The sequence below is a fragment of the Emticicia sp. 17c genome (assembly GCF_037153985.1).
Lineage (GTDB): Bacteria > Bacteroidota > Bacteroidia > Cytophagales > Spirosomataceae > Emticicia.
The window spans coordinates 263313-276314 of the sequence record NZ_JBBAYI010000006.1; the positions used below are offsets into that span (position 1 = coordinate 263313).

Genomic DNA, 13002 nt, shown 5'->3' on the forward strand with positions numbered 1-13002 from the left:
TATTCAAACCTATTCAACTCTTTCAGAACTATGTCTTTTCAAAATCTGTGTCTGTATTATGTGCCATTTCTGCTATTTATGTCGTTTGGAAGCTACGCACAAAGTAACGATTATTATATGCTGGTAGGAACATACACCCAAAAAGGCAGCGACGGCCTGTATGTTTATAAATTCAATACCCAAACCGGCGACCTGACTGCCGTGGGGTCTGCCAAAGGTGTGAAAAACCCAACGTTTCTGGATGTTGCCCCGAATCAGAAATTTGTATATGCCGTAGGCGAAACAGAAGACGGCTCTGTCAATGCGTTTAGTTTCGACAACAAAACTGGTAAACTTACACCTATCAACAGCCAGTCGGCCGGAGGTTCAGGCCCTTGCCATATTTCTTTAGATAAAACAGGTAAGTGGGCACTAGTGGGTAATTATGGCGGTGGTAGTGTATCAGTTTTACCTATCGAGAAGAACGGCTCTTTAGGCGCACCCATCCAGACTATCAAACACGAAGGAAAAAGTATTAATACCAGCCGTCAGGAAAAACCCCATGTACACTCTGTGAATGTTGCCCCCAATAATACCGATATTTTTGTGCCCGATTTAGGGATCGATAAAGTAGTAAGCTATAAACTTAATGCCCAGACCGGACACCTCAGCGCAGGTACTCCGGCGGCTACTAAAACCGTAGCCGGTGCTGGCCCAAGACACTTTACATTTCACCCGAATGGTAAATGGGCTTATGTAATTCAGGAGTTAAATGCAACGGTTACGGCCTATAACTACACAAATGGCGCATTAAGCGAGATTCAGACGATTTCTACCTTACCTGCCGACTATAAAGGCAATAATTCTTGCGCTGATATTCATATTTCGGCCGATGGGAAATTCCTGTACGGCTCTAATCGTTTCTATGACCATCTGGTAATTTATAGCATAGACCCTAAAACCGGAAAACTGAGCTATATTACTAATCAGTCAGTGCTGGGAAAAACCCCTCGGAACTTCATGATTGACCCTACTGGTAAGTGGGTATTGGTAGCCAATCAGGATTCAGACAATATAGTGGTATTCAAGAGAGATGCCCAGAAGGGGACCCTCACAGCAACAGGCAAAGAAGTAAAAGTTTCAATGCCTGTTTGTTTAAAAATGATAAAAGCGGCAAAGTAAGCATATTAGCTACTAATTGAAAGCGGAAGAATGGATAACGAGCCAGTCTTCCGCTTTTTTATTTGCTTTCAAAAACCTTTAAATAAATAAAAGGGACCGATTAATAATAAAACATAGGTGGTATGCTTTTGAAAATATAGCTTTATGCCAACTGTTATCAGTACTTTTATTAGTGACTATTAAAAAAGCCTATACACTCATGAAAAGAACCATTTGCGTGACTTTATGCTGCCTGATGTTTTTGTATACCCATGCCCAAAGGGTAAGACCACAAGCAGAAATCAGACTCATAGGCGATATTAACTTTCAGCCCAAAAGGGTAGGTAGTGGGTTATCTCATTTCAGGTTAGCTTCTTCTGTTTCTCCGGTTATTTATGTAAATAAAGCCGAAGGAGTATTCTTTGTGCCTGTTACGTCTTTTAATTTTATGCTAGGCAGAGGAATTGGCTCAAGTATGCGCGACAAAAGGGGACGGTTCAGGCCACAGGCAATGTTATCGCTGGTTGCAGGTGTTCAGTGGGGTTTTAATGGCCTTACGCATCAAGTACAAACCATGCCGCACTTCTTACAGCCGGGGTTTTCATCCGATTGTGCCAATATTTTTGCTCTGGCAAGCAATATGATTCTGATTGATAAAAACCGGAGTACCCGTGGAACGGAGTTCAGGCATCAGCGGGTGGGTAGCGTATATATAGGCACGGGTTTCGGGTTTGAAGCCTTTTATAGCAATGATGGCCCTCCTTTCAGTAAATGGCTGGGCGACGGTAAAGACAGATACTGGACAGGAAGCATATTACTGGGCTATAAATTCAGGCCTAAAACACAGTTTTTTGATAATCGCCCTGTAAGTTTCCGATGGGGTTTCGACCGATACACCAGCTATAAAGAAGATGCCTACGAACTGGCAACAGCCCTGAAAATGGACTATGTGCCTTATAGAAACTATACCTCGAACCTATATAACCGTGGTAGCATGAGGCTTGGTGTTTTTGTAGAGAACCTTTATTCGGCCGAGGTATCATTTAATGATTTTGATAAGCTGGACTTACAAAATTACTTACATAAGTGGCAGGGTTTCTCGTGGCACCGAACTGCCAACAAATCAAGTGTTTCGTTACAGATGTCCTATTCGTATTTACCTAAATTCAAATGAATAGCTCCATGAAAAAGATATTTTATTACATAGTTTTATTGGGTGTCGGGATGCTTGCCGATGCCTGTACAATTAAAAAATTCTCAAGCAATAGATTGTTTTATAAAGCACTTCATGATGAAAAGATGGATTATGAAGGATTAAAGGAAATAGTAAAAGATTCGGAAAAAACAGTGGATGAGTATAGTGACACCTCAACAAATATGGCTTTGGTAGAGAAATTACACAAATTTGATGAAGGTGCTTACATGGTTAAAATTCTGGAAACGGAAACCTCGGTTGCCCCTGAAAGAATAAAAACGGTTTCGAAGTTTCCACATCAAAAAAACGCTGAAGAAATACCCGTTCAGTCAGAAAGTAAAATGCGAAAAGATACTATTCTGGCCACGGTTTTTAAAGTTAATGACTCGGTTAAAATAGATAGTGCTAGTAAAATTATCTATCTGGTTTTTTTAGACAACAACAGAGTTTTGTTTCATAGCCCGTATAGAAAGAAACTACTCAAAAAAGGAAATGATTCGCTTGACTTAAAGAACCATACCTATAAAATCAAGAAACCAGTAGGCTTTGTACGTGAAACCGAAGAGTTTTTTAAACTAGGCTCTGACTATGAATATAACTCTGTTATGAGAGGCTACTACAAAATTGATAGTAAAAGAGGGTTATCAATATGGCTGGAGACGTATGTAGAAAGTGAAAAGCTTATGGGAAAGAAAAAAATGGTAATTACACGCCTTAATTTCAGATATGTGCAATCAGGAAACAAGATAGAAAGCCTCAGGTTCAAGTCGGCATCTTTCAGAGATACGTTTATAAATGTTGACCAGACATTTGAAAAATTCGGTGAAGAAGGCATTGAATTTAAATTCCACCCCGAAAGTTTTAAACTGCTGTTAACGCATAATAATCAGATTCATATTATTTCAAAAATCAAACAAACGGGTAATGAAAGAGAGTATTTTTCGGTGAATAGTTATGATTGTACCGAAAATTGCAAAAAAATAAATCAGGTAATATTAAAAGAAACGCCAGAGAACCCACTCACGTACTGATATTACCTGACTTGTGGCTATAAGAAAACCCTTACATTGGCCCCCAATTGCCAGTTTCGTGTAGGAGCAGGATTAAAGAAACGATTTCCGACGGGGTTCAGGTCGTTACCGAGGCTGTATAGTTGATTTAACAGGTTATCGCCTGCTACAAAAATGTTCAGAGCTAAAGGTTTAAAGGTTTTCTGATACCCTACGCGGGCATTCCATAACCAATAACTTTTGGCATAAACGGTGTTGGCATCGGTTAGAGGAAGGCGGTCGGTAAAGTTAATAGTAGTGTTCAGATAAAAACCCGGTTGGGTGGTCATATCAAGCCCTGAAACCCAGATATGTTTTGGTACACCCGTCAGGCTTTTACCTGATAGGTCGGTTTGCAATTGCTTATAGTTTTTAAACTCATAGTCGGCTAGTGTAAAGCTGCTAAAAAGCCTGAGTTCCTGAATAGGAGTACGCGTGGTATTTCTGATGAGCCAGCCATTGAGTAGTACTTCCAGCCCATTTTGCAAGGTTCCTCCGGCATTAGTAAAGTATTCTGTTCCGGCTTCGTCTACTCTTCGTACAATTGTATTCTGAAGGCGGAACGAATAGGCCGTTATGTCAAAAGAAAAGCGTTTGTTCAGCAGATTTCCTCTGGTCCCTATTTCATAATTAACGCCTCGCTCCGACACAAGATTAGGCACAAAATTGCTTTTCTGATAGCCAGCTATAAATTCGCTTACTAATGGTGGAGAAAACCCGCTGCTGATACTGGCAAAAACCGCTACTTTATCTTTTATTTTCTTTAAAAGTGCAATTCTTGGTAAAAATGCTGACGGAAGAAAATTATCGATGTTTTTGATGTTGGGGGCATCCGATAGCCTTACGAAATCATATTTCACACGGTTGTAACTGGCTCCGGCGGTCAGAATAAAATTTTGTGGGAGGTCTGTTTCCAATTGCGTAAATACAAAATAGTTGAATGCCCCCACGTTATCGTTGGTTTGGAGGGTGTCAATATTACCCCCTCTGTTGCCAAAATTACGAATTACCCACCCAGACTTCTGAAACTCTCCGCCAATGGTCAGGCGAGTAGGTAAATGGGCTACCTCAAACGTATATGTGGTACGTGTGCGCCCGCCAAATGTTTGTTCGTTTCGTATTTCGTAATTAGTAATGAAAGGGTTGCGTAATTCTGAAATCATGCCATATAGGGCTGTAACGTTTGTCCAATGCTCATTAAAGCGGTATTCCTGCGATAAGCCCAGATGAAAGAGTTTCTGGTAAATACCCGCTTTTTGCTGGATGGCTCCCGGAATAACAGGCGTTGCCGGACGCGACAAGCGTGGATTGAGGTCCATCTGTGCTTGAGTAAGCCCTCCGGGGGTTTGGTAATGAATATCAGAGTATAACGCCGATGCGTTGAGGGTTTTATGAGCAGATACAAAAAAACTGGAACGCCAGCTTAGTACATCTCTGACCGACGCACTGTTATCCCGATACCCGTCGGCCTGTGCGTGTGCATAACTTACCACCGAATTGGTTTTTTCTGAAGCAAGATTCCAAGAAATAGCCCTATTCTGTAACCCGAAACTTCCGAAGCCTACCGTAGTATTAATATAGCTTCTTGCCTTCTGTTTGGTTGTGGCTTGTGCTTCGGCTCTTGTGCCACCTAATAAAAGCACCCCACCAGTGCCTGCACCATAAATACTACCTGCCGGGCCTTTAATTACTTCTATGTTACCCACGGTGTTCATGTCAATGGCATTCAGAAAGGTGTTACCGTTGCCGTCGGTCAGCGGAATGTCGTTCCAGTAAATTTTTACATTTCGTACTCCAAAAGGCGAACGAATAGAACTTCCACGGATAGACAAGCGATAACTTCCGGGCGAGCGTTCTTCCATCCGTATGCCGGGTAAGGTATTAAACACAGGCACAAGTGTTGTATTCTGAAAACGTTCTATGTCTTTTATGGTAAGCACGTTTACAGAGGCAGCTGTTTCGGTAAGTTTTCGTCCTGTCTCGAAACCCCTCACAACAACTTCGCTGAGTTGTTTGGTTGCCATAGTAGTATCGGTGTCTTGCGCCCATGAGGCAGATACACTTAAAACTAAAGCTATGAGCGTAAAAAATTTATAATTCATATCATTGTAATTTTAAAGTTATGGTTAGGTATTGTTTCTCTAACGGGCTACAACCGTATAAGCTCCGGTATCTTGCAAAGCTATAAGATTCAGATGCAGGCTGTCGGCCTGATGCCGGAGTTTTTCAACCAGATACCTTTTGTTTGAGCCATCCAGAATAATTAAACCTGCCTGAAAGTTAGCAGACAAATTCTGCAGGTTTCTGAGTGCGTTGTTCGATAACAAAACAAAATCGGCCTTGCCTTGTAGTTTTCCTCTGAAACTCTTTTGAAGCCATACAATGCGTTTTCCCTCAAAATCCAGCAAGGTTATGCCCTGTTGGTTCCTGTAAGTACTTAGAGGCAACTTGTATTGATTCAGAACTCCCTGTTGGTCGTAATAGTTCTTGATACGAAAACTATATGCTTTTTTGTCGTTTATTACACCAGAGTCGGCCAGAAAAGTAGCCGATTTTCCATCAATAATACTGATACCCCCCTGTTGTGGCAAGTAATGGAACGTCAGTTCTTTTTGGTGGCTTTGTCTGTAATCTTCGTAAATATTCAGAAGAGCTAAGCCCGTAATTAGTAAAGCCGCCAGTTTCAGATATTTATGTTCAATACGTAGAAAAAACGCAATAATCAAAAACAGAATAACGTACCACACCAGTAGCTCAGGTATTGAAATAGAAAATCCTTTCAGGGTGGATAGCGGCAGTTTTTCAATCAGTCGGGTTGTTTCGTTCAGGCATAAACAGGAGAGTTTCAGCACCCACGCCAGTACGTCGGCCACCACAGGAATAGCGGCAAAAACCAGCAAAGCCAGCCCCACAGGTAGAATAGCGAATGAAAACAACGCTACAAAAGGGTTAGCAATGAGAAAATACGTAGGAAACTGATGGAAATAATAGATGCTCAGCAGAAAAGTAAACAACTGGGCAGTAAAACAAACAACCGTGCCCTCCCAGATTATCCTGATAAGTGGGTTTGTGGGGTTAACTAACTGATTCAGGTACGGATGCAGGTACACAATACCGATAATAGCCAGATAAGATAACTGAAAGCCTACATCAAGTAGCCAGTAGGGATTCCAACACAATAACAGAAATGCCGATAACGCCAGTGTGTTGTAAATGTTATGACGACGAAAGAAGGTTCGCCCGATTTCGATGAACGAAAATACAACTGTTGCCCGTAAAACTGTGGCCGAAAGGCCCGTAAAGACAGCATAAGCCCATAAGATAACAAGCACTAAGCCCATAAAAATCCATGAACCATATTTGCCTCTTTTTTTCAGAAAGGCTAGTAAAAAACTGATTACCCCAAATAAAATAGCTACGTGCATACCCGAAACCGATAACACATGAATAGCCCCTGAGGCCGAGTAGGCGTCGAGCAGTTCGTTATCGATGTCGTCTCTTGTGCCAACTACCATTGCGTTTGTAATGGCGTATTCATGAACTGTTTTCAGACGTGTTTTGAAAACGCTATCGGCATAATGATTGGCTTTATAGGCGAAAGCCAAAATTGCCGATGCCGGCGCATGACCTAAACGGAGGTATGTCGCCTCTGGCAGAAAATGGTAGGCATAAATTCCTTTGTTTTCAAGATACCGGCGGTAGTCAAACTCTGCCGGATTTTTGGGTGGCTCAACGGCTTGTGGTTGATTCTTTATCAGAAATATATCGCCGTATTCAGGCTTTTGATGCGCATCTTTGTTAAAATATAACAGCACTTTTCCGGTACTTGGAAGCCAGCCTTCAGGTGTTTTAATGGCTTTTATTTCTGCTTCTGCCTTATAGGTTTTGGCTTTTGTTTCAATATTAGAGCTAATAATGGCCTGATAATACGAAAACCCTCCGTGATTAATAAAATGGCTATCCTGATTAATGGCGGTGCTTCGGAAAGCGATTATCCAGCCCGAAAGCACAAAAAGTAACAAACCCAGCGCACCTCGTAAAAGTGGCTTTTTAAGATATATACTGCCCAGAAAAGCCACAAGGACAGCAATTGCTACATAATAAAAAGTTGTATGGAAATAGTGGGTATAGAAATAAATCACTATTCCTGCAATTAGGTATAGTAAGTATCTAACAACAGGAAAAGCGTTGAATTTCATTTGCTTACTAATAATTTATCGAATAGCCAGTTCATTACATTTTCATTTTCCTCTGGAAATGTCCAATGGCCTGTTTCCTGATATAGTTTCAGGGTTTTAGGAGAATTAATCACATTATAAACTGCCCACATAGATGTTGGCGGACAGGTTTCGTCATTAAAACCCATTGAGTAGTAACAAGGTATTTTTACTTGTTTGGCAAAGTTCACTACATCATAATAAGCGGCTGTTTTTATTTTGGCCTCGGTGTTATTATGAGGGCTGTTTTTATCAAAAATATGTGGCCAGCCACCCGCACGCCCTTTGAGGTAACCCACCATGTCGGCCAGAGCCGGATAAATAGGGGCTGTCCATTTCACACGAGGGTCAAGCCCTGCCGTTACGATAGACAAAGCACCTCCCTGACTGCCCCCTGTAACTGCAAGGTTTTTGCCATCAAACTGAGGGAGGCCCGCCAGAAAATCGTTGGCACGCACACAACCCAGATACACCCGTTTGTAATAGTACAAATCTCGGTTGTCGAGGTTATAAGTCCAGTAGGCATTTAAAGGTCCTGCCCCTAAATTGGTATATACATAAGGCTCCATCGTAACCGGAATGCCATGTATGCCTATTTCCAGCGTAATAATTCCCTTTTCGGCTGTTTTAATGTCTCCGCCGTAGGGTCTTACACCAGCACCCGGCACCCGCAAAAGGGCCGGATACTTGCCTTCTTTTTTAGGTACACACAAAATGCCATACAGGCGCACAGTACCCCCTTCGCGGTAGTTTTGCAGGCTCAGGTGATACACATTAACAGTTTCGGTGCAGCGTTCGGGTAATAAGGTCATTTGGGCATCCATGGGTACTTTTGCTAAATCAGCTTTGGCTTTGTCCCAGAATTGCACAAAATCTGCTGGCATTTCAACCGCAGGCTGAATTTTTTCGGGTTCAAAAGCAGCCGTAGCCAGATTTCGATATTCTTTGCCATCTACTTTGGCAATTACTGTACAACGCAAAAACCCTGGGGTGTTCATAGTGCCGGCATCCAGCTTTATAATACCTTCTTTCAGGATGGTACTGTCTTTTCTGGTTTCAAATTTTTCTGGCCCAATCTGATACACTATTTTGACGTTTTTCAGCGGATTACCGTATTTCAATACAGTTACGGCAAACTTTACAGGCTCGCCCAGTTTATAAGTCCAGTCGTCATGCTCAGGAGCTACAATTACCTTTATAAGGCGTTCGGTTGGCTGGGCAAAAGTCAGGGCTGCACAAAGGCTTAGCCCCAGAATAAGCAGGCTTTTTTTCATGTTTAAATAGAGGTTGATAGTAAGGGTTTTATTTATAATTTTTAAGCAAAACAGGTCTTAGAACTTTTGTCCATTGCGCATAGCCTTTGGGGGTCATGTGCAGGCTGTCCTGAATAAAATATTCGCCGTTTACGGTTCCGTTCGGGCGGTACATCGAAGGTCTGATGTCGACATAAGAGAAATTCTTGTGTTTCTTGATATAGGCCTGAATGAGTGCGTCGGCGTGTGTAGTAACAGGCCATTTGTCTTTCCGCGAAATAGACGGTTTCATTGAAATATAATACACTTTTGTTTTTGGCAAGCGGTTCTGAATCAGCGTGGCCAGTTCTGCAAAAGCATCAAACACTTGCTCGGGGCTTTTTTCTTTACCCGAAAAAAGGTCGTTTTCGCAATATAAAACCAGAATTTTAGGTTTATAAGGAAACACCATGCGCTCGGCATAGTAGGTCATTTCAGGAAAAGTAGAGCCACCAAAACCGTGGTTAATTACCGGAAGCGGCGCAAAGTCTTCTTTCAGCGTTTTCCAGAACCTGATACTTGAGCTGCCGTAAAAGAGAATCTGTCCTTGTAGTTTGTCGAGCCCAATTGCCGCGTCGGCCTTTTCAAGCGCCTGAATATCTTTTTCAAAGCGATTTACCTCATAATTCAGTACGAATTTTTCGGCAATGGGCGAATGGGTTAAACTTTTATGGCAGGCAAAAACAACACCTATCAGGCCAATAAAAAACAGAAGATTTTTTTTGTTCATAGTTTCGTAGATTATTTTACGAAAGTAGTTTAAAATGAAAAAACTATGAACAAAAGCGTGAAAATTTAGGCGAAATTTGTAATAGCATCGACGTTCGGATTTTTCTTAGCCGGAGTTTTGTTACAAGAAAGTAGTTTCCTAGAAATGGAATTATATATTTGTAGTATCAGAATAGAACAAAACATAATTTATGGAAGAAATAGTAATCCCTCAGCGGAAACCCCGCAAATTTATAGGAGAAGAGTTTTTATTGACCTCGTGGGCAGAAGTACAACCCTTATATGAAAATCTGGTGAGCCGTGCTATTACTAACGTTGATGACCTACGCCAATGGTTTATTGACCGCAGCGAACTGGAATCGTATTTGTCGGAGAATATGGCGTGGCGTTACATAAAAATGACCTGCGACACCGCCAGCGAAGAAAACCAGAAAAACTACCAGTTTTTTGTTGAACAAATTCAACCACAATTATCGGTATATAACGACCAACTGAATAAAAAAGCTCTTGAAAGCCCGTATCTGGATGAATTAAAAGATCAGGGCTTTGATATTGCTATCAGAGGAATGAAAAAAGCGGTAGAGATTTTCTGCGAAGATAATATTCCGCTCGAAACACAGATTCAGACCAAGCAAACCGAATATCAGGCCATTACAGGAGCCATGACGGTAACTATCAATGGCGAAGAAATGACCCTGCCTAAAGCCGGAGATCTCTTGCAGTCGCCGGATAGAACCCTCAGAGAAGAAGCATGGACAAAAATATCGGAGCGGCGCTATCAGGAACATGAAAAGTTTGATGCCTTGTTTAACGAATTACGCGATTTACGGCATCAGGTAGCAAAAAATGCGGGGTTTGCCAACTACCGCGACTACACCTTTGCCGCATTGGGGCGTTTTGACTATACCCCACAAGACTGTTTTAATTTTCATGAAGCCGTTGCCGAAACCGTAGTGCCTCTGGTAGATAAAATGGCAAAAGAAAGAAAAGAAAAACTAAAGGTAGAAGAGCTACGCCCGTGGGATTTAAAAGTAGATGTTGACGGAAAACCTGCGCTGAAACCTTTTTCGGATGGAGAAAACCTGCTTGATAAAACCGTTCAGTGTTTCCAGAAAATTGATGGTAAGCTGGCCGACTACATCCGTATTATGCGTAGAATGGGGCATTTTGATGTAGAGTCAAGAAAAGGAAAAGCACCCGGTGGTTATAATTACCCGTTGGAAGAAATAGGTGTACCATTTATTTTCATGAATGCAACCTCAAGCCTGAGAGATGTGGTAACAATGGTACATGAAGGTGGCCATGCCATACATTCTTTTGAAGTAAGAGACCTGCCCATTAATTATTTCCGTAGCACGCCATCGGAGGTTGCCGAACTGGCTTCTATGTCGATGGAATTAATATCTATGGAACACTGGGAGGTTTTCTTTGATAACGAAGAAGACCTGAAACGGGCAAAAGTAGAGCATCTGGAGGATATTCTGGAGGTTTTGCCCTGGATTGCTACCATTGATAAATTTCAGCACTGGATTTACGAAAACCCAACTCATAGCATAGAAGAACGCCAACAAGCATGGTTAAAAATCTATGAGTTATTTTCAGATTCGGTTACAACCTGGAAGGGCTATGAGCGTTTCAAAAAATATGTGTGGCAACGCCAGCTTCATGTGTTTGAGTTGCCTTTCTATTATATCGAATACGGTATGGCTCAGTTAGGAGCTATTAGTGTTTGGCGCAATTACAAGCAAGATGCCCGCAAAGGACTAGAAGGATACCTGAATGCGCTAAAATTAGGATATACGGCCCCAATCGGGAAAATCTATGAGGCTGCCAACGTAAAATTCGACTTCTCGAAAGAATACATTGCCGAACTAATGGCCTTTGTAGAAACCGAGTTAGAAAAACTGAAATAATAATTGGTCAGATAACCTAAAACCCCTGTAAACAAACTGCTTTACAGGGGTTTTAATGTAATTGGGCTAGTAGATACAAAAATAAGCGGGTATCATCATGATGATACCCGCTCGTTATACTAAAACAGCCTGATAGCTGATTAATAAGCGAACACAAATCAGGCGTTTTCTTTCAATACTTTTTCTACTAACTCAGCCGCTTCTTTTAACGCAATGGCAGAAAATACTTTCAAGCCAGAGTCGTTAATGATTTTTGCGCCTTCGGCAGCGTTTGTACCTTGTAAACGAACAATGATAGGCACAGGAATTTCTCCGATAGCTTTGTAGGCTTCTACCACGCCGTTTGCTACGCGGTCACAACGTACAATACCACCAAAAATATTAATCAGAATGGCTTTTACGTTCGGGTCTTTCAGAATAATTCTGAAACCTGCCTCAACCGTTTTAGCATTAGCTCCACCACCTACATCAAGGAAGTTGGCAGGCTCACCACCCGATAACTTGATGATGTCCATGGTAGCCATTGCCAAACCAGCACCGTTTACCATACAACCTACGTTACCATCTAGTTTTACGTAGTTAAGGTCATTTTCTGACGCTTCTACCTCTAATGGGTCTTCTTCGGCTTTATCACGCATAGAAGCCAACTCAGGGTGGCGATACAAGGCGTTATCGTCAAGATTAACCTTTGCATCAACGGCCAGAATTTTATTGTCAGATGTTTTTAAAACCGGATTAATCTCAAACATCGAAGAGTCAGACTCCACATAGGCTTTGTATAAAGCACCAACAAATTTTACCATTTCTTTGTTAGCTTCGCCAGTTAAACCAAGTTTATCGGCAATTTTACGAGCCTGAAACGCCTGTAAACCCACGCGTGGGTCAATCCACTCTTTAATGATTTTCTCAGGATGATGCTCCGCTACTTCTTCAATGTCCATTCCGCCTTCTGTCGAAGCCATAATTACATTGCAAGCCTTGGCGCGGTCAAGCAAAATTCCCATATAATATTCTTTCGGTTCGCTATCACCCGGATAATAAGCATCTTCAGCAATAAGTACTTTATTAACTGTTTTACCTTCAGCACCTGTCTGAAGCGTAACTAAAACATTACCTAATAGGTTGGAAGAAATACGTTCTACATCTTCGGCCGACTTTGCTAATTGTACACCACGTTGCTCGGTACCTACAATTTTACCTTTTCCACGTCCACCCGCATGTATTTGTGATTTAACTACTGCAAACCTTGAATTTGTCATTTCAGAAATTTGCTTGTATGCAGCTACTGCCTGCTCTGGAGTTTCGGCAACTATCCCACGTTGGATTCGTACACCATAACGGCTTAGTATTTCTTTACCTTGATACTCGTGAACGTTCATGTAAAGTAGATTTTAGAGGTTATAAAATTTTCGCTAAATTACTCAACAATTATTAATTATCAATCAAATATCATTTACTTTGCTAAAT

At 41.6% G+C, this 13002-nt stretch carries 9 protein-coding genes; 4 read left to right on the forward strand and 5 right to left on the reverse strand.

All coding sequences use genetic code 11. From position 1 onward, the window contains the following. Positions 1 to 30: 30 nt before the first annotated feature. The 3 genes from WAA15_RS13930 to WAA15_RS13940 all read left to right on the forward strand — a co-directional run bounded on the left by WAA15_RS13930 (position 31) and on the right by WAA15_RS13940 (position 3366). Complete coding sequence (locus WAA15_RS13930) at positions 31 to 1161, forward strand: lactonase family protein (protein ID WP_337043389.1); 1131 nt, start codon at positions 31 to 33, stop codon at positions 1159 to 1161. 199 nt (positions 1162 to 1360) lie between these two features. Continuing rightward, complete coding sequence (locus WAA15_RS13935) at positions 1361 to 2314, forward strand: hypothetical protein (protein ID WP_337043390.1); 954 nt, start codon at positions 1361 to 1363, stop codon at positions 2312 to 2314. Between the two features lie 8 nt (positions 2315 to 2322). Further along, entirely contained in the window at positions 2323 to 3366 is a 1044-nt protein-coding gene (locus tag WAA15_RS13940) for a hypothetical protein (RefSeq protein ID WP_337043391.1), read from the forward strand. A 17-nt stretch (positions 3367 to 3383) separates the two neighbouring features. Here the strand turns inward: WAA15_RS13940 and WAA15_RS13945 are convergent, their stop codons facing one another. The 4 genes from WAA15_RS13945 to WAA15_RS13960 are packed head-to-tail and all read right to left on the reverse strand — an operon-like array spanning position 3384 to position 9623. Further along, positions 3384 to 5486, reverse strand: a complete 2103-nt coding sequence (locus tag WAA15_RS13945) for a TonB-dependent receptor (RefSeq protein ID WP_337043392.1) — start codon at positions 5484 to 5486, stop codon at positions 3384 to 3386. A 39-nt stretch (positions 5487 to 5525) separates the two neighbouring features. Beyond that, on the reverse strand, positions 5526 to 7583 hold the full coding sequence (locus WAA15_RS13950) for a ComEC/Rec2 family competence protein (RefSeq protein WP_337043393.1): 2058 nt from the start codon (positions 7581 to 7583) through the stop codon (positions 5526 to 5528). After that, positions 7580 to 8875 (reverse strand): acetylxylan esterase, encoded by a 1296-nt coding sequence (locus tag WAA15_RS13955; protein ID WP_337043394.1) that lies wholly within the window; start codon positions 8873 to 8875, stop codon positions 7580 to 7582. Before WAA15_RS13955 ends, WAA15_RS13950 begins: the two co-directional genes overlap by 4 nt. Positions 8876 to 8903: 28 nt before the next feature. Then, entirely contained in the window at positions 8904 to 9623 is a 720-nt protein-coding gene (locus WAA15_RS13960; RefSeq protein WP_337043395.1) for a GDSL-type esterase/lipase family protein, read from the reverse strand. Positions 9624 to 9813: 190 nt separating this feature from the next. Here WAA15_RS13960 and WAA15_RS13965 point away from each other — a divergent pair, with 190 nt between their 5' ends. Then, positions 9814 to 11535 (forward strand): M3 family oligoendopeptidase, encoded by a 1722-nt coding sequence (locus WAA15_RS13965; protein WP_337043396.1) that lies wholly within the window; start codon positions 9814 to 9816, stop codon positions 11533 to 11535. A gap of 158 nt (positions 11536 to 11693) precedes the next feature. On the opposite strand, the gene sucC is transcribed toward WAA15_RS13965, so the two are convergent. Beyond that, the gene (gene sucC, locus WAA15_RS13970) at positions 11694 to 12914 is read right to left on the reverse strand and encodes an ADP-forming succinate--CoA ligase subunit beta (RefSeq protein WP_337043397.1); all 1221 of its coding nucleotides are present in this window, start codon (positions 12912 to 12914) and stop codon (positions 11694 to 11696) included. Positions 12915 to 13002: the final 88 nt, after the last annotated feature.